At 68.7% G+C, this 18,130-nt stretch carries 15 protein-coding genes; 14 read left to right on the top strand and 1 reads right to left on the bottom strand.

Going from position 1 to position 18,130, the window contains the following annotated elements; translation table 11 throughout:
• Positions 1–8 precede the first annotated feature (8 nt).
• From rfaP to M8R19_RS18725, 9 genes are all read left to right on the top strand, one after another.
• Entirely contained in the window at positions 9–815 is an 807-nt protein-coding gene (gene rfaP, locus M8R19_RS18685; protein WP_009613579.1) for a lipopolysaccharide core heptose(I) kinase RfaP, read from the top strand.
• The gene (locus M8R19_RS18690) at positions 815–1,549 is read left to right on the top strand and encodes a lipopolysaccharide kinase InaA family protein (protein WP_074983453.1); all 735 of its coding nucleotides are present in this window, start codon (positions 815–817) and stop codon (positions 1,547–1,549) included. Before rfaP ends, M8R19_RS18690 begins: the two co-directional genes overlap by 1 nt.
• Positions 1,546–2,301: a lipopolysaccharide kinase InaA family protein gene (locus tag M8R19_RS18695; RefSeq protein WP_249918567.1), complete on the top strand. Its 756-nt coding sequence runs from the start codon at positions 1,546–1,548 to the stop codon at positions 2,299–2,301. The genes M8R19_RS18690 and M8R19_RS18695 overlap by 4 nt, the downstream gene beginning before the upstream one ends.
• Positions 2,298–3,761 carry a lipopolysaccharide kinase InaA family protein gene (locus M8R19_RS18700; protein ID WP_249918568.1) on the top strand — a complete coding sequence of 488 codons (1,464 nt, stop codon included), beginning with the start codon at positions 2,298–2,300 and terminating at the stop codon, positions 3,759–3,761. The genes M8R19_RS18695 and M8R19_RS18700 overlap by 4 nt, the downstream gene beginning before the upstream one ends.
• A 233-nt stretch (positions 3,762–3,994) precedes the next feature.
• Entirely contained in the window at positions 3,995–5,752 is a 1,758-nt protein-coding gene (locus M8R19_RS18705; protein ID WP_249918569.1) for a carbamoyltransferase family protein, read from the top strand.
• Positions 5,736–6,872 (top strand): glycosyltransferase, encoded by a 1,137-nt coding sequence (locus M8R19_RS18710; RefSeq protein WP_249918570.1) that lies wholly within the window; start codon positions 5,736–5,738, stop codon positions 6,870–6,872. Before M8R19_RS18705 ends, M8R19_RS18710 begins: the two co-directional genes overlap by 17 nt.
• 25 nt (positions 6,873–6,897) lie before the next feature.
• Positions 6,898–7,854 (top strand): glycosyltransferase family protein, encoded by a 957-nt coding sequence (locus M8R19_RS18715; protein WP_249918571.1) that lies wholly within the window; start codon positions 6,898–6,900, stop codon positions 7,852–7,854.
• Positions 7,855–7,856: 2 nt separating this feature from the next.
• Positions 7,857–8,771 (top strand): glycosyltransferase, encoded by a 915-nt coding sequence (locus tag M8R19_RS18720; protein ID WP_494546291.1) that lies wholly within the window; start codon positions 7,857–7,859, stop codon positions 8,769–8,771.
• A 56-nt stretch (positions 8,772–8,827) separates the two neighbouring features.
• Complete coding sequence (locus M8R19_RS18725) at positions 8,828–10,012, top strand: O-antigen ligase family protein (RefSeq protein WP_249918572.1); 1,185 nt, start codon at positions 8,828–8,830, stop codon at positions 10,010–10,012.
• Here M8R19_RS18725 and M8R19_RS18730 read toward each other — a convergent pair.
• On the bottom strand, positions 9,999–10,646 hold the full coding sequence (locus tag M8R19_RS18730) for a lipopolysaccharide kinase InaA family protein (RefSeq protein ID WP_249918573.1): 648 nt from the start codon (positions 10,644–10,646) through the stop codon (positions 9,999–10,001). The genes M8R19_RS18725 and M8R19_RS18730 overlap by 14 nt on opposite strands.
• 99 nt (positions 10,647–10,745) lie before the next feature.
• On the opposite strand from M8R19_RS18730, the gene msbA reads away from it, so the two are divergent.
• From msbA to M8R19_RS18755, 5 genes are all read left to right on the top strand, one after another.
• A complete protein-coding gene (gene msbA, locus M8R19_RS18735) occupies positions 10,746–12,566 on the top strand; it encodes a lipid A export permease/ATP-binding protein MsbA (RefSeq protein ID WP_074983437.1) in 1,821 nt (606 codons plus the stop codon).
• A gap of 6 nt (positions 12,567–12,572) precedes the next feature.
• The gene (locus M8R19_RS18740; RefSeq protein WP_249920196.1) at positions 12,573–13,469 is read left to right on the top strand and encodes a GNAT family N-acetyltransferase; all 897 of its coding nucleotides are present in this window, start codon (positions 12,573–12,575) and stop codon (positions 13,467–13,469) included.
• A gap of 122 nt (positions 13,470–13,591) precedes the next feature.
• The gene (locus tag M8R19_RS18745) at positions 13,592–15,007 is read left to right on the top strand and encodes a PIG-L deacetylase family protein (RefSeq protein ID WP_249918574.1); all 1,416 of its coding nucleotides are present in this window, start codon (positions 13,592–13,594) and stop codon (positions 15,005–15,007) included.
• A 75-nt stretch (positions 15,008–15,082) separates the two neighbouring features.
• The gene (gene hldE / locus M8R19_RS18750) at positions 15,083–16,507 is read left to right on the top strand and encodes a bifunctional D-glycero-beta-D-manno-heptose-7-phosphate kinase/D-glycero-beta-D-manno-heptose 1-phosphate adenylyltransferase HldE (RefSeq protein ID WP_074983432.1); all 1,425 of its coding nucleotides are present in this window, start codon (positions 15,083–15,085) and stop codon (positions 16,505–16,507) included.
• A 338-nt stretch (positions 16,508–16,845) separates the two neighbouring features.
• Positions 16,846–18,129 carry an acyl-CoA dehydrogenase family protein gene (locus M8R19_RS18755; RefSeq protein WP_249918575.1) on the top strand — a complete coding sequence of 428 codons (1,284 nt, stop codon included), beginning with the start codon at positions 16,846–16,848 and terminating at the stop codon, positions 18,127–18,129.
• Position 18,130: the final 1 nt, after the last annotated feature.

Genomic DNA, 18,130 nt, shown 5'->3' on the forward strand with positions numbered 1-18,130 from the left:
CGGTACCCATGAAGCTTGAGCTGCGCGAGCCGTTCAGGAGCCTATGGGCCGGCAAGGACCCCTTCGTCGAGGTCGAGCGCCTGCAGGGCAAGGTCTACCGCGAGCTGGAAGGCCGCCGCACCCTGCGCACCGAGGTCGACGGCCGCGGCTACTTCGTCAAGATCCACCGCGGCATCGGCTGGGGCGAAATCTTCAAGAACCTGCTCAGCGCCAAGCTCCCGGTGCTTGGCGCCGGCCAGGAGCAACGCGCCCTGGAGCGCCTGCACCAGGCCGGCGTGGCGACCATGACCGCGGTGGCCTATGGCGAGCGCGGCGGCGACCCGGCGCGCCAGCATTCCTTCATCGTCACCGAGGAGCTGGCGCCCACCATCGACCTCGAACAGCTGTCGCTGAACTGGCTGCGCGAGCCGCCGGCGCCGCGCTTCAAGCGCGCGCTGATCGACGAAGTGGCGAAGATGGTCGGCACCATGCACCGCGCCGGGGTGAACCATCGCGACTGCTACATCTGCCACTTCCTGCTGCACACCGATCGCCCGCCGACGCCCGACGACCTGCGCCTGTCGGTGATCGACCTGCACCGCGCCCAGACCCGCGCCGCCACGCCGCGGCGCTGGCGCGACAAGGACCTGGCCGCGCTGTACTTCTCGGCGCTGGACATCGGCCTGACGCAACGCGACAAGCTACGCTTCCTGCGCGGTTACTTCCGCAAGCCCCTGCGCGACATCCTCCGCGAGGAGGCCGCTCTGCTCGCCTGGATGGAGCGCAAGGCCGCCAAACTCTACGATCGCAAGCAGCGCTACGGAGACCTGCTCTGATGTCGGGCTGGACCCTGGAACCCGCCTACCGCCACCTGTCCGCCGACTTCGGCAGCCTGGACGCGGTATTCGCCCTGCAGGGCGAGCGCCTGACCAAGGACCCCAAGTCCGAAGTGATCCGCGTCGAGCGCGACGGCGTGCGCTACTACGTCAAGCGCTACAACAGCGCCGGCAAGGGTTACCACCGCTACCTGGCGCGGCCGCGGATCAAGGCCGAGTGGCAGAACCTCAAGCAGTTCGCCAAGTGGGGCATCCCCACCGCCGAAGTGGTGGCCTGGGGCCTGGAGCGCAAGCACGGCGCCTTCGTCCGCGGCGCCATGGTCACCCGCGAGGTGCCGGGCACCGAGGACCTGGCCGCGCTGGCCCGGCGCGACGACCCGCGCCTGCGCGACCGCGCCTGGGTCGACCACGTCAGCCGGCAGCTGGCCGCTCATACCCGGCTGATGCATGACCACCACTTCACCCACAACGACCTGAAGTGGCGCAACATCCTGGTCGACGCCGCCGGCACCGTGTATTTCATCGACTGCCCGATCGGCAACTACTGGGTCAGTTTCATGCTGCGCCACCGCGTGACCAAGGACCTGGCGACCCTGGACAAGGTGGCCAAGTACCACCTTTCCGCCACCCAGCGCCTGCGCTTCTACCTGCAGTACCGCCGGCGCGAGCGGCTGAACGCCTCGGACAAGGTCCGCGTGCGGCGCATCGCCCATTTCTACGAGGGACGCGAGTGAACGACTTCATCGCCGACGACGACCGCGAGCGCCTGCACAGCCAGGGCCTGGCCGACTTCGACGCGCTCTGGACGCTGCCGCTGGAGGCGGTGGACGAGCCCAACACCGAGCGCGGCGGCATGAGCTGCGTGTTCCGCCTGGAGCTGGACGGCGGCGCCTACTATCTCAAGCGGCAGAGCAACCACCTCACGCGCAGCCTGCTGCGCCCGGGCGGCGAGCCGACCTTCGCCCGCGAGTTCCGCAACATCCAGCGCTACCAGCAACTGGGCATCCCGGCGTTGCAGGCGGCCTTCTTCGGCGAACGCCGCGAGGGCGGCGAGCGCCGCGCCATCCTGGTGACCCGCGCGCTGGACGGCTGGCGCGACCTGGACGCCTGGCTGAAGGACTGGTCCGGCCTGCCGGCGGAGCGCCGCCAGGCCATCCTGCACGCCTGCGGCATGCTCGCCCGGCGCCTGCACGAGGCCGGGCAGATGCACGGCTGCTTCTATCCCAAGCACATCTTCCTGCGGGAAGCCGAGGACGGCTTCCAGGCCTGCCTGATCGACCTGGAGAAGACCCGCCCGCTGTGGTTCGGCCTGCGCGACCGCGTCAAGGACCTGGAGCCGCTGCTGCGCCGCGCGCCTGATTGGAGCGAGGTGGACGTGCGCCAGCTGCTCGCCGCCTACCTGGGCAGCGCGGCCAGCGGCGCCGAAGTGGAGCACTGGTACAAGCGCCTGGGCGCGCGCCGGCGCAAGAAGGAGAAACGCGGGTGAGGCTGGGCGAGATGCGAAACGCCGGGCGCCAGCCGACGCTGCCGCTGCGACTGGAACTGGCCGATGGCGCCGGCCCCGCCGAGCTGCGCCTGGACAGCCTGCTGCGTGTGCTGCCGGGCCGGCGCTACGTCGGCGCAGGCAACTGGCGCGGGCGCCAGGTGCTGGCCAAGCTGCTGGTCGGCGGCAAGGCCGCGCGGCACTTCCAGCGCGAGCTGGCCGGCGTGCGCCTGCTCGCCGAGCAGGGCCTGACCACGCCGCTGCTGCTGGCCGACGGCCTGCGCGAAGGCGAGGGCGGCTGGCTGCTCTTCGAATTCCTCGACGACGCCCACAGCCTGGGCGACGCCTGGCGCGCGGTGGAAGCCGAGCCGGCGCTGTCCGACGCCCAGCAGGCGGTGCTCGGCGAGGCCCTGGCGGCCATCGCCGAACTGCACGCCAAGGGCCTCTGGCAGGAAGACCTGCACCTGGACAACCTGCTGCGCCACGACGGCCGCCTGTACCTGATCGACGGCGCCGGCATCCGCGCCGAAACGCCCGGCCAGCCGCTGTCGCGCAAGCACGTGCTGGAAAACCTCGGGGTGTTCTTCGCCCAGTTGCCGGCCAGCCTCGACCCCTTCCTCGAAGAACTGCTGGTGCATTACCTGCTGGTCAACGGCGAGCACGCGCTGCCGCTGGAGGCCCTGCAGAAGGAGATCGCCCGGGTGCGCCGCTGGCGCGTCGCCGACCTGCTGAAGAAGATCGGCCGCGACTGCAGCCTGTTCAGCGTGCGCCGCGGCGCCTTCGGCCTGCGCGCGGTGCGCCGCGAAGAGGAAGCCGGCCTGACGCCGCTGCTGGCCGAGCCGGACGCTTTCATTGACCGGGGGCATGTCTACAAGACCGGCGGTGCCGCTACCGTGGCGAAAGTGGAGCTGGATGGCCGCCCGCTGGTAGTGAAGCGTTACAACATCAAGAACCTGCTGCACTGGCTCAAGCGCTTCTGGCGCCCCAGCCGCGCCTGGGCCTCCTGGCGCGAGGGCAACCGCCTGGAAGCCCTCGGCATCGCCACCGCGAAACCCCTGGCGGTGCTGGAACGGCGCTGGCTGTGGCTGCGCGGGCCGGCCTTCCTGATTACCGATTACCTGGCCGGGCAGGATATAATTGCCCGTTTCAAACCCCATCTGGACGATCCGGACGGGGCCGGCATGCCGCCGGAGGCCGAACTCAAGGCCCTGGACAGCCTGTTCGCAGCGCTGCGGCGCGAGCGCATCAGCCACGGCGACCTCAAGGGCCACAACCTGTTCTGGCAGGGGGAAGGCGATTCGGGGCGCTGGGCGCTGATCGACCTCGACGCCATGCACAAGCACCACGGCCAGGCCGGTTTCGAGCGCGCCTATGCCCGCGACCGCGCACGTTTCCTGCGCAACTGGCCGCAGGGCAGCGCGTTGCACCGGTTGCTGGATGAACGCATACCTAAAGGCGGCTGAAGGCTGAAGGCTGAAGGCTGGAGGCTGAAAGGCAGGAGCCCGGAGGGGGACGTTGTTTTTGGCTTCCAGTTTCAAACTTCCGGCTTCGAGTTGCTTCTAAGAGAATTTATCCCGGTTTCAAGCCCGAGGCTTGACGCCGGAAGACGAAAGCCCCCAGGGGCTATGACGAACATCGCTGTTGCTTCAAGCTTCCGGCTTCAAGCTTCCAGCTGCTTTCAAAGAGGCTCTTACCCGTGTCATTGACCATCCTCGGCCTGTCCGGCGCCGTAAGCCATGACCCTTCCGCCGCCCTGTACATCGACGGCAAGCTGGTCGCGGCGGTCGAAGAAGAGCGCTTCGTCCGCGACAAGCACGCGAAGAACCGCATGCCCTACGAGTCGGCCAAGTTCTGCCTGGAGCAGGCCGGCATCAAGCCCGCCGACGTCGACGTGGTGGCCATTCCCTTCGCCCCCATCAGCCTGTTCGGCAAGGCCCGCTGGCACTACGCCAAGCGCTACGCCTACGCCCCGGACCGCGCGCTGGACGCCATCCTGCTCGGCAACCGCCGCTACAAGCGCTACTACAAGCGCATCCAGTGGTGCCTGCAGCAACTGGGCTTCGACCTGAAGAAGGTCAGGATCCAGCCGGTCGAGCACCACCTGGCCCACGCCTCCAGCGCCTACCACTGCTCCGGCTTCAAGGAGAAGACCGCGATCCTCGGGATCGACGGCAAGGGCGAGTACGCCACCACCTTCTTCGGCTACGGCGAGAACGGCAAGATCCACAAGATCAAGGAGTTCTACGACCCGGACTCCCTCGGCGGCCTGTACGGCGCGATCACCGAGTACCTCGGCTTCGACATGCTCGACGGCGAGTTCAAGGTCATGGGCATGGCGCCCTACGGCGACGCCAGCAAGTACGATTTCTCGCGCCTGGCCAAGTTCGAGAACGGCGAGCTGATCATCAACACCGAGTACGCCAACGTCATCGGCTTCCGCCGCTACAAGGAAAAGGGCAAGGGCTACTACTTCTCGCCCAAGCTGATCGAGTGGCTGGGCCCGAAACGCGAAGGCGACATCGCCGACGACCCGTACATCCACTACGCCGCCAGCATCCAGGCGCTGTTCGAGAAGCTGGCGCTGGAGATGATGGACTACTATCTGGGTGACATCCTCCGCGAAACCGGCAAGATCGCCTTCGCCGGCGGCTGCGCGCTGAACGTCAAGCTGAACCAGAAGATCATCTCGCGTCCGGAAGTGAAGGAGCTGTACGTACAGCCCGCCTCCAGCGATGCCGGTACCGCGGTGGGCGCCGCCGCCTACGTCTCCTGGGAGCGCGGCGTGCCGGTGGAGAAGATGGAACACGTCTACCTCGGCCCGGAATACAGCAACGAAGACGTCATCGCCGCCTGCGCCCGCCACGAGGCTGCGCCTGCCTGGCGCAAGATCGACAACGTGCCCGAACTGATCGGCAAGGTGCTGGCCGACGGCAACCCGGTGGCCTGGTTCCAGGGCCGCATGGAATTCGGCCCGCGCGCCCTCGGCGGGCGCTCCATCCTCGGTTGCCCGAGCGTGCCGGGCGTGGCCGACCGCATCAACGCGCAGATCAAGTTCCGCGAGCGCTGGCGGCCCTTCTGCCCGTCGATGCTGGATACCGTCGGCCCGCAGATGTTCAAGATCGACCACCCGGCGCCGTTCATGACCTTTACCTTCGAGGTCAACGAAGAGTGGAAGACCCGCGTGCCGGAAGTCGTCCACGAGGACGGCACCTCCCGCGCCCAGGTGCTCAAGCGCGAGTTCAACCCGCGCTACTACGACCTGATGAAGGAGCTGGAGAAACTCACCGGCAACGGCGTGGCGCTGAACACCTCGCTGAACCGCCGTGGCGAGCCGATGATCTGCTCGCCGACCGACGCGCTGAACATGTTCTACGGTTCGGACCTGCAATACCTGATCATGCAGGACATCCTGGTGGTCAAGGAAGGCGCGGCGGCCTATGACTCGCTCGGCTGAACCGCGGGTCCTGCAGTTCTGCCACGGCTATGACGGGCCCTTCCTGGATTGCGCCCGTCAGTACGCCAGCCTGTTCGCCGGCACCGGCTACCGGGTGACCACGGTGTTCCTCACCGGCGCGCCCGACGCCGAGGTGGCCGCCGGCTGCGCCAGCGACGAGGTGCTGTTCCTCGACTACAGCTCGAAGGACGTGCGCGGCCTCAAGCTGCGCGCCATCCGCGACCTGCGCGAGATCGCCCGCTCGCGGGACTTCCGCTTCTGCATCGCCCATCGCTTCAAGCCCACCTGGGTGGCCATGCTGGCCACGCGCCTGCCGGTGATCGGCGTGCACCACGGCTTCGGCGACTATCGCCGGCTCGGCCGCAAGCTGTTCGCCAAGCTGTTCGCCAAGCGCCTGAGCCTGCTGGCGGTGTCCAACGCCGTGCGCGACGAGCTGCGCCAGTGCCTGCCGGCCTGGCCGGTGGAGCGCATCGAGACGCTGTACAACCGCGTCGACGTCGACGCCCTGCAGGCCGAGCAGGTGGAGCGCTACCCGGCGCGCCAGCACCTGCGCCTGGCGGACAACGCCTGGGTGGTCGGCAACGTCGGCCGCCTGCACCCGGACAAGGACCAGGCCACGCTGCTGCGCGGTTTCGCCGCGGCCCTGCCGCAGCTGCCGCCGAATGCGCTGCTGGCGATCCTCGGCAAGGGCCGCCTGGAGGAAGACCTCAAGGCGCTGGCCCGCGAACTGGGCATCGCCGAGCGCGTGCTGTTCCTCGGCCAGGTGCCGGACGCGAAGCGCTACTTCAAGGCCTTCGACGTGTTCGCCCTGAGTTCCGACCACGAGCCCTTCGGCATGGTCCTGCTGGAGGCCATGGCCGCCGGCGTGCCGCTGATCTCCACCGCCGGCGGTGGCGCCGGTGAAATCGTCGAGGGCCTGGGCATCCTCTTCCCGCTGCGCGACGACGCGGCCCTGGCCCAGGGCCTGGGGCACCTGGCGGCGCTCGACCGGCAGCAGCGCGAGGCCTGCGCCCGGCTGATGGACGAGCGCCTGCATGAGCGCTTCTCCGACGGGGCCGTGCGCCGGGAGTTCTGGAGCCTGCCGCTGGTGCGTGCGCTGACGCGTGGCGTTTCCGAATGACGGCCGCGGCCGCCAAGGGTGAATCTTGAAAGTCCTGTTCCTGGTCCAGAAAGAACAACGCGCGATCCTCGACCGTCTCTACGACGGCATCGCCGAGCACTGCGACTGCGACCTGCGCTGGCTGAGCAGTGACGAGCAGGCCAACCTGCGCCGCTACTTCCGCGAGCAGGTCGACGTGTCGCGCTACGACCGCATCCTGTTCTTCCTGCGCTTCAAGAAGGAAATGCGCCAGGCTTCCTTCATCGCCAGCGTGCCGAACTTGGTGATCCTCGAGCACGACGCCTACCAGAACTACATCCCCTGCAAGTACACCGGCAAGTTCAGCGCCCACTACCGGCGCCTGCCCTGGGCGCGGGTGATCAGCTCCGGCGCGGTGGTCGCCCGGCGCCTGCGCGAGGAAGGCTTCGACGCCGTCTTCGTGCCCAAGGGCTACGACCAGAACCTGCTCCACGACCTGGGCCGCGAGCGCGACATCGAACTGGCCTTCGTCGGCAGCACCGGCAGCGTCGCCTACAGCGGGCGCAAGGCGCTGCTGGACGAACTGGGCAAGGTGGAGAACCTGCTGGTCACCAAGACCAACTCCGGCGAGGACTACCTGAACACGCTCAACCGCATCCGCTTCTTCGTCAGCGCGGACGTCGGCATGGGCGAGTACATGATCAAGAACTTCGAGGCCATGGCCTGCGGCTGCGTGCTTTTTGCCTACGACCAGGGCGAGGAGGAAAACCGCGCGCTGGGCCTGGTGGACATGCACAACGTGGTGTTCTACCGCGACATCCCCGAGCTGCGCCGCAAGCTGCAGGTGCTGCGCGAGGACCCTGAGCTGGCGGCGCGCATCGCCGCCCGGGGCCGCCAACTGGCCGAGGAGGGCTTCGGCTTCAGCCAGATCGGGGCGCGCATCGTCGAGGCGATGACGCCACCCTTGCGCCCACGTCCGCAACCGGGCAGGCTGGAGCGATTACGCCGGGCTCTGGGAATTTGAACATTCATGCGCCGAAGCTTTCGTGGCGGCCATCGGGGCCGGAGGTGGTCGTGCCCAGGCCGCTGATCTCCGTGCTGGTTCCCTGTTACAACCGCGAACGCTACATCGAGGAGGCCCTGCTGAGCATCCTCGAGCAGGATTATCCGAATTTCGAGCTGATCGTCGTCGACGACGGCTCCCAGGATGCCAGCGCCGAAAAGATCGAGGCCCTGCGCCAGCGCTACGGCTTCCAGTTCTACCGGCAAGCCAACCAGGGCGTCAGCGCCGCGCTGAACACGGCCCTGAGCCATGCCCGCGGCGAGTTCATCGCCACGCCCGATTCCGATGACGTCATGCTGCCGGGCCGCCTGTCGCTGCAGGCCGCCTACCTCGAGGCGCATCCCCAGGTGGGCTGCGTCGGGGCGCGGGTGGTATACGTCGACTCCGAAGGGCGGCGGCTGAAGACCGAGGAGGGCAAGTCGCTGCGCAGCTACAGCTTCGCCGAGCTGCTGTCCCGCGCCCACGCCATCGGCGCCCCCGTGGCCATGTATCGACGCGAGGCGCTGGACCGTGCCGGGGGCTATGACCCGGCGATCCGCATCCAGGATTTCCAGATCACCCTGAAGATCGCCCACCTGGGCTATCGCACGGATGTGCTGCCGGACCTGGTGACGCTCTACCGCAGGCATGCGGGCAACATGTCCAAGACCGCCTACCAGTGCCAGCTCGACTACGACCTGATGGCCATCGCCCCCTACCGTGGCCATCCCTGCTACTCGCAGGGCCTGACCTGCGTGATCAACAAGGCGCTCAAGTACTCGGTGGTGTCGGACAAGGCCTATGCCCTGCGGCTTCTTCTGCGGCTGCCGCCATGGCGCTGGAATCGCGTGACCTGGCGTCGCCTGCGTCACCTCATGTTCAAGTTCCACGAGGGATGAGTGCGTCCGGGATGAAGTCGATGTTGTTGCAAGCGTGGCAGACCTGGCGGCCCGCGATGAGTCAAGGCGGTGTACCAATCGCCCGCAGGGACCGGGTGGCCGAGGCGATGCTGGGGTTCGGCGTGTTCTGGACCATCGCCGGGGTATTGCTGACGCCGACCATGAAGTTCTACTACACCATGGTGGCGCTATTCGTGTACCTGCCGGCGCTCTGGCTGGTGGTTGCCCGCCGCGCCGAGCTGGGGCGGCTGATCGCCGAACGCAGGGAAATGTGGCTGTTCCTGGCGCTGTTCGCCTGGGCCAACCTCTCGCTGTTGTGGGCCGTCGGGGATTTCGACCGATTGTCGCGGGTCAAGCAGTCGAGCCTCTTCGTATTGTTGGTCTGTGGCTGGCTGCTCTGGGCCCGGGCCAGCGAGTCGCGCCTGCGAGGCACCCTGGTGCTGCTTGGCATGGTCAACAGCCTCTATTGCCTGGCTGCGCTGTTGTGGGCTCCAGCCTACGCACCGGGACGCCTGAACGGCTTCGGTGGCTTCCTCGACAACCCCAACGCGGCCGCCTACGCCACGGGTTTCCTGCTGGTGATGGCGTTGCCGCTGCGTCCGACGAGACGCGCCTGGTGGCTGGCCTGGCTGCTGTTGCAACTCCCCCCGCTGATCTACGTCGGTCTGTGCGGCAGCCGCGGTGCGCTCCTGGCGCTGATGGTCACAGCGGTGTTCTGCCTAGTGTTGCTGCCAGGCTGGCGCAAGCGCCTGGCGGCCCTGGCGGCCCTGGCCGGCGGTGCCGCGCTGTTCTGCCTGGAGCCGAGCCTGATGGCGCGGGGGGATTCGGAGCGGCTGGAGCTGTTGCGCAGCGCCTTGCCGATCCTGCGCGAGCATTTCTGGATCGGCGTGGGCTACGGCACCACCTATGAGGTCCAGGGCTGGGCCGGCGGCTACCATGGCAGCACCCACAACTTCCTGCTGCACACCGCCCTGCAGTATGGGATCCCGGCGCTGCTCGTCTGGCTGGTGCTCTGGGCGATGCTGGGCCTGCGGGCCTGGCGCAGCCGCCATACGCAACTGGGCCTGGCGTTGCTGCTGCTGTGGGTCTATGCCAGCGTGGCCATGCAGTTCGACGTGTTCAGCCTGTGGGAGCGCACCCGCGCCATGTGGCTGATGCCCTGGGCGGTGTTCCTGCTCGGCCTGAGCCTGAAGCGCCCGGCCGCGGCCGGGGAAGCCGGGAGCGAACTCAACCGGCGTTGAGGATGCCCCGCAGTTCGCGGGCGTCCCAGCGTACCGTGCCGTGGCGCAGGTAGCCCTCGCTCAGCTCGCCGCCCTCATCCGCCAGCAACCACTGCCGATCCTCCGCATAGCGCAGCATGTGCGCGAAGTTGCGCTTGCGCTGGGCGCGGCCGAGGGCGCGGCGCTGGGTCTTCATGTCGGCGATGTCGATCAGCCCCAGTTCGCCCTGTGGGGTCTGCACCACGTTGCCCAGGTGCAGCGAACGGAAGTACACGCCGCGCTCGTGCAGCCGGGCGATCAGCTCGCCCAGGCGCTCGCGCAGGGCGCTGTCGGCCTGGCCGGCGGTGATCAGCTGGCGCAGCGTCTGGCCCGGCAGCGGGCGGTAGTGCACCAGGTCGCGGGCGATGCCGGGCACGCGGTAGACGCCGATCACCTCGGGGCAGGGAATGCCCAGCCGCTGCAGCGCCCGGGCGTTGTCGGCGAAGCGCTGGGCGTAGGGGTAGAGCGCCGCCGAGGAGATCAGCCGCTTGCGCCGGAACAGCTTGACGAAGTTGCCGTCGGGCAGGCGCAGGACCTTGTCGCCGTGCTTGTCGGCTTCCAGCACGGTGGCGCCGGCGCGAAGCGATTCGTAGGCGGATAGGTCGAGCTCTTGCATACCGGCTTCCTGGACGGGGGCCGGCTATAGTAGCCCAGGCGCCGGGCAAACGAGAGGCCTGTGTTATAATCGCCGGCCTTTTCAGCGTGCGATTCTTTCATGACCGGCAAAGACACCGCAGAGCCCTCGAGCCTGAAGATCTACTTCCGCCTGCTCACCTACGTGCGGCCCTATTGGGGCATGTTCGCCCTGAGCATCGTCGGCTTCCTGATCTTCGCCGCCACCCAGCCGATGCTGGCCGGCATCCTCAAGTATTTCGTCGACGGCCTGACGCACCCGGACGCCAAGCTGTTCCCCAACGCGCCCTGGCCCTGGCTGCGCGACCTCTCGCTGCTCTACGCGGTGCCGCTGCTGGTGGTGATGATCGCGGTGTGGCAGGGCATCGGCTCCTTCCTCGGCAACTACTACATCGCCCGCGTCTCCCTGGGCCTGGTGCACGACCTGCGGGTGGCGCTGTTCAACAACCTGCTGACGCTGCCCAACCGCTACTTCGACAGCCACAACTCCGGGCACCTGATCTCGCGCATCACCTTCAACGTGACCATGGTCACCGGCGCCGCCACCGACGCCATCAAGGTGGTGATCCGCGAAGGCATGACCGTGGTCTTCCTGTTCCTCTCGCTGCTGTACATGAACTGGAAGCTGACCCTGGTGATGGTCGCCATCCTGCCGGTCATCGCCGTGATGGTGACCAGCGCCAGCCGCAAGTTCCGCAAGCAGAGCAAGAAGATCCAGGTGGCCATGGGCGACGTGACCCACGTTTCCTCCGAGACCATCCAGGGCTACCGCGTGGTGCGCAGCTTCGGCGGCGAGGCCTACGAGCGCGAGCGCTTCCTGCAGGTGAGCCACGAGAACACCAGCAAGAACCTGCGCATGAACAAGACCTCGGCGATCTACACGCCGATGCTGCAACTGGTGATCTACAGCGCCATGGCGGTGCTGCTGTACCTGGTGCTGCTGCTGCGCGGCGACGCCACCGTCGGCGACCTGGTGGCCTACATCTCCATGGCCGGCCTGCTGCCCAAGCCGATCCGCCAGCTTTCCGAGGTCAGCTCCACCATCCAGAAGGGCGTGGCCGGCGCCGAGAGCATCTTCGAGCAGCTCGACGAGCAGCCCGAGGTGGACCATGGCAGCGTGGAGAAGGAGCGCGTGCAGGGCCGCCTGGAAGTGAAGAACCTCAGCTTCACCTACCCGGGCACCGACAAGCGCGTGCTCAATGACCTCAACTTCAGCGTTGAGCCGGGGCAGATGGTCGCCCTGGTCGGCCGCTCCGGCAGCGGCAAGTCGACCCTGGCCAACCTCATCCCGCGCTTCTACGACCACAGCGAGGGCAAGATCCTCCTCGATGGCGTGGACGTCGACGACTACCGCCTGCGCAACCTGCGCAAGCACATCTCGCTGGTCACCCAGCAGGTCAACCTGTTCAACGACAGCGTGCTCAACAACATCGCCTACGGCGACCTCGCCAGCAAGCCGCGCAGCGCGGTGGAGAAGGCCGCCGAGGATGCCTTCGCCCGCGAGTTCATCGACCGCCTGGCCGAAGGCTTCGACACCGAGGTGGGCGAGAACGGCGTGATGCTCTCCGGCGGCCAGCGCCAGCGCCTGGCCATCGCCCGCGCGCTGCTCAAGGACGCCCCGGTGCTGATCCTCGACGAGGCCACCTCGGCGCTGGACACCGAGTCCGAGCGGCACATCCAGGCCGCCCTGGAGAAGGTCATGGAGGGCCGCACCACCCTGGTGATCGCCCACCGCCTGAGCACCATCGAGCGCGCCGACCTGATCCTGGTGATGGACCAGGGCCACATCGTCGAGCGCGGCACCCACGACGAGCTGATCGCCCTCAACGGCTACTACGCGCGCCTGCACGCCAGGCAGTTCGCCGACGAGCCGGCCGAGGACGGCGTCGGCGAGTCGGTCTGAATGGCCCTGCTCGATCGCCTGCGCTGCTTCCGCGAGCGCGGCTGGACGACCATCGACGCCGCGGCCTACGCCGAGGCCTGGCAACGCTTCGGCGGCAGCGTGGCCACCCACCCGCAGGTGGTGGAGCGCCTGGCCGGCCTGGCCGGCATCCCGGTGCGCTACCTGGGCTGGGTCGCCGACGGCCAGCTGCGCGCCGCCATCCCCACCTGGGGCCGGCATCTGGCGCTGTCCAAGGACGTGCTCAAGCGCGAAGGCAAGAAGGCGCTGTTCGACCTGGGCAATGCCGAGGTCATCCTGCCGGTCGCCGAGGATGCGCGGATCGCCCTGCGCCACCGGGTGCGCTACCTGTCCGAGTTGAACCACCAGCAGGTGACCGACGCCCGCCGGCAGGATGAGGAGCTGGCGCTGAACCGCGCGCCGGCGGACTTCTCGAAGAAGTTCCGCTACAACCAGCGCCGTGAGCTGCGCCTGCTGGAAGAGGCGGGCGGCGTGCTGCAACCGATGGACGAACTGAGCCCGGCCGAGCAGGCGCGCATCTACGCCGAGCTGTTCCAGCGCCGCTGGGGCTTCGAGGTGCCGGGCAAGGCGCGCCTGGCCGAGGTGCTGGAGCTGATGCGCGAATTCATGCGCGGCTCGCTGGTGCGCCTGGACGGCGAGCCGGTGGCGATCCAGATCCTCTACCGCGTCGAGTCGCCGAAGTGGATCAGCGTCGAATACATCAACGGCGGCGTGGCCCCGGAGAACCGCGAGTTCAGCCCTGGCAGCGTGCTCACCCACGTCAACACCCAGCAGGCCTGGGCCGAGGCCGAGGCGCTGGGCAAGCCGCTACGCTATTCCTTCGGCCGCGCCGACCGCGAATACAAGGACCGCTGGTGCCACCGGGTGCCGGTGTTCCAGGTGTAAATGCTCGAAATGCTCTTCGTAGGAGCGAGCTTGCTCGCGAACAGATTCCGCAGCGGACTCATTCGCGAGCAAGCTCGCTCCTGCATCCACAAGGCAATAGGTCCCCTCCCCGGAGAACGCCCATGAGCGCCCGCAAGCAGCAACTGCTCAAGGAACACCGCCGCAAGAAGCGCCTGGTGCTGCTGGTCGCGCTGCTGGCGCTGCTCGCCCTCGGCGTGTTCGCCCCCTGGTGGAGCGTACCCCTGGCCGTGCTGCTGAGCTGGGTGGCCCACGAGGCCTGGTTCGCCGACCACCTGTTCTACTCGCCGCGCGACGACTACCGCTACGACTTCCCGGAAGGCCAGTTGAGCCTGCCGGCTGCCCTCGGCCCGCATGGTTTGCACGTCGCCACCGATGCGCTGCCCGAGGGCTACGAGACGCTGCTGCTGCAGATCCGCGTCAAGGCCAACTGGCTGGGACGCTGGCTCGACCCGCAGGTGCTGATCGAAGGCAGCGAGGGCATCGATCGCCAGGACTTCGAGCGCGGCGTGAACGGCGTGCGCTACCTCAACCTGTCCGGCCAGGGCGCGGCCCTGCGCGGCGGGCACCTGCGCATCCGCGGCCGTCATTGCCGCCTCGACAGCCAGGGCACCCTGCACGCCTTCCACAACCCGGACTATGCCGAGCGCCGGCTGATGGTGATCGCACCCCACGCCGACGACGCCGAACTGGCCGCCTTCGGCCTGTACAGCCGCGCCGCCGAGGCCAGCATCGTCACCCTCACCCAGGGCGAGATCGAGGCCGAACACTACCAGCGCCTGGGCCTGGACAAGGCCGCCGCGGCGCGCCTGAAGGGCCGCCTGCGCACCTGGGACAGCCTGGCCGTGCCGCTGTGGGGCGGGGTGCCGGCCAGCCGCTGCGTGCAACTGGGCTACTACTGCCTGCAACTGCCGGCGATGTGCGGCGAACCGGACAAGGGCTTCGGCTCGCGGGAGTCCGGCGAGAGCGACGTCCGCGACCTGCGCCGGCACAACCCGCTGCAGCTGCCGGCCGACGCCGACGGCGTGCCCAGCTGGAACAACCTGGTGGCTGACCTGGCGGCGCTGCTGGAGCACTTCCGCCCCGAAGTGCTGGTCACCCCGCACCCGCAACTGGACCCCCACGCCGACCACGTGCACGCCACGCGCGCGCTGTGCGAGGCGATCGAACGCAGCGCCTGGAAGCCGCAGACCCTGCTGTTTTACGCCAACCACCTGCACGACAACGACCGCTGGCCCATGGGCCCGGCCGAAGGCGGGGTGGCGCTGCCGCCGTGCATCGAGCCGCTGCCGGCCGACGCCCTGTGGAGCCCGACGCTGGACGCCGCCATGCGCCTCGACAAGGCCCAGGCCCTGGCCATGCAGCACGACCTGACAGTCCCTTTGCCGGCCAAGAAACGCCTGCGCCGGCTGATCCAGCGGGCCCTGGCCGGGCGCCGCTGGCCGGCCTTCGGCGAGGACGAATTCTTCCGCAAGGCGGTGCGTCGCCACGAGCTGTTCTGGGTGCGTCCGCTGCGCTGAACGACCGGCGTCCGGCGCGAGGCCGGGCGAGCGGCTATGGTATTATCCGCGGCGATTTCGACCTGCGGAGTTCCCATGAAACTGACCATGCCCCGTTTCGATCAGGCCCCTGTGCTGGTGGTCGGCGACGTGATGCTCGACCGCTACTGGCACGGCGCGACCTCGCGCATCTCGCCCGAGGCTCCGGTGCCGGTGGTGCGGGTCGAGCAGCATGAGGACCGCCCCGGCGGCGCGGCCAACGTCGCGCTGAACCTGGCCGCCCTGGGCGCCCCGGCCTTCCTGGTCGGCGTCACCGGCGAGGACGAGGCCGCCGCCAGCCTGGCCGACAGCCTCGGCGCAGTGGGCGTGACCACCCGCTTCCAGCGCATCGCCGGGCAGCCGACCATCGTCAAGCTGCGCGTCATGAGCCGGCATCAACAGTTGTTGCGGGTGGACTTCGAGGAACCCTTCAGGACTGACGCCGAGGCCCTGGCCCGCGAGACCGAGGCGCTGCTGGACCAGGTCCGCGTGCTGGTGCTGTCGGACTACGGCAAGGGCGCGCTGAAGAACCACCAGGCGCTGATCCAGGCCGCGCGCAAGCGCAACATCCCGGTGCTGGCCGACCCCAAGGGCAAGGACTTCTCCATCTACCGCGGCGCCAGCCTGATCACCCCGAACCTCTCTGAATTCGAAGCCATCGTCGGCCGCTGCCAGGATGAGAACGAACTGGTGGCCAAGGGCCTGAAGCTGCTTGGCGACCTGGACCTGGGCGCTCTGCTGGTGACCCGCGGCGAGCACGGCATGACTCTGCTGCGCCCCGGCCACCCGGCGTTGCACCTGCCGGCCCGCGCCCGCGAGGTGTTCGACGTCACCGGCGCCGGCGACACCGTGATCTCCACCCTGGCCGGCGCCCTGGCCGCCGGCGAGGACCTGCCGCAGGCCGTGGCCCTGGCCAACCTGGCCGCCGGCATCGTGGTCGGCAAGCTCGGCACCGCGGCCATCAGCGCCCCCGAACTGCGCCGCGCGGTGCAGCGCGAGCAGGGCTCCGAGCGCGGCGTGCTGGGCCTGGAGCAACTGCTGCTGGCCATCGAGGACGCCCGCGCCCACGGCGAGAAGATCGTCTTCACCAACGGTTGCTTCGACATCCTCCACGCCGGCCACGTCAGCTACCTGGAACAGGCCCGCGCCCAGGGCGACCGGCTGATCGTGGCGGTCAACGACGACGCCTCGGTGTGCCGCCTGAAAGGCCCGGGCCGGCCGATCAACAGCGTCGACCGGCGCATGGCGGTGCTCGCCGGCCTCGGCGCGGTGGACTGGGTGGTGAGCTTCAGCGAAGACACCCCCGAACGCCTGCTCGCCCAGGTGCGCCCGGACGTGCTGGTCAAGGGCGGCGACTACTCCGTCGACCAGGTGGTCGGCGCCGACATAGTCGCCGGCTACGGCGGCGAAGTGCGCGTGCTCGGCCTGGTGCCGAACAGCTCCACCACCGCCATCGTCGAAAAGATCCGCCAGAAGCGCTGACGCCGATATTCCCTGGGCGTAGGGCGTATAACCGTTCGCGGTTATACGCCGCCTGACCTCGGCTGACCCCTGCTCGCTGCCAAACTCGAAGCGCCCCTCACCAGCCGTGCCAGACTCAGGCGCTCCGGCCGACCCCCATGTTGGACCCCAGAGTGCTCCGGGCTCGACCTCGGAGCCGCCGATGTGCCTGGGTGTAACGGCGTACAACCGCGAACGGTTGTACGCCCTACGTTCCCAGTGACCGTCGTGCCAGCGCGTCCCGGCAAAGCGGTCATGGTCCCCCCGCCGCTTCCCGGCGCATGATCCCGGCATCCCATCCCCGCGTGGAGCGAGATGCCATGACCACCGACGTGCAGGGCCGCGCCCTGGCCGTGCTCAACCGGGTGGCCCAGGCCGACTGGCCGGACCGCCTGAAACTGCGCAAACCCTTCGAGAAACTGCTCTACACCGGCAGTCGCACCGGCTTCCGCATGGCCAGCCAGCGCGCTGCCAAGCAGCTCAAGGCGCCGCGCAAGGTCGACCCGGACGGGCTCTTCGACCTGTCGCTGTCCGACGAACAGCAGATGCTGGTGGAAATGCTCGAAGGCTTCGCCGCCGAGGTGCTGCGCCCGGCCGCCCACGATGCCGACGCCAACGCCGGGGTGCCCGCCGAACTGCTCAACCAGGCCCTGGAACTGGGCCTGGCCTACTACGGGGTGAACGAAGTGCACGGCGGCATGGCCGGTGAGCGCACCGTGCTGACCAACGCGCTGATCGCCGAAGCCCTGGCCCGCGGTGACCTGAGCCTGGCCGCCGCGCTGCTGGTGCCGCTGTCGGCGGCCAACTGCATCCGCCGCTGGGCCAGCCCGCAGCAGCAGGCGCAGTGGCTGCCGGCGTTCGTCGGCGAGGACGGCCCGCCGCTGATCGGCATCGCCGTCGGCGAACCGCAGCTGCTGGCCGACGCCGCGCAACTGAAGACCCAGGCGCGCAAGCGCGGCCGCCATTACCTGCTGTCCGGCGAGAAGTGCCTGGTGGTGCGCGGCCTGGACGCCAGCCAGTTGCTGGTCGCCGCACAGACTGCCGACGGCCCGGCGCTGTTCCTGGTCGATGCCGCCGCCAGGGGCGTGGAACGCCGTCCGGAACCGGCCATGGGCCTAAAAGCCGCCGGCACCGCGCGCATCCGCCTGAAGAGCGTGAAGGTGGCCGCCGAACGGCGCCTGGCTGCGGAGAAATTCGACTACCAGGCCTTCCTCGACCTCAGCGGCCTGGCCTGGTGCGCCCTGGCCCTGGGCACTGCCCAGGCGGCGCTGGACTACGTGACCGGCTACTGCAACGAGCGCGAGGCCTTCGGCGAACCCATCAGCCACCGCCAGGGCGTAGCCTTCATGGTCGCCGACATCGCCATCGAGCTGGACGCCATGCGCCTGATGACCTGGCGCGCCTGCGCCCTGGCCGAGCGCGGCCAGCCGTTCCATCGCGAGGCCTACCTGGCGCGCCTGCTCTGCGCGGAAAAGGCCATGAAGATCGGTACCGACGCCGTGCAGCTGCTCGGCGGCCACGGCTTCACCAAGGAACACCCAGCCGAGCGCTGGTACCGCGACCTGCGCGCCGTGGCCGTGATGGCCGGCGGCCTGCACCTCTGAG

Source organism: Pseudomonas sp. R3.Fl (genome assembly GCF_023516765.1).
GTDB lineage: Bacteria > Pseudomonadota > Gammaproteobacteria > Pseudomonadales > Pseudomonadaceae > Pseudomonas > Pseudomonas citronellolis.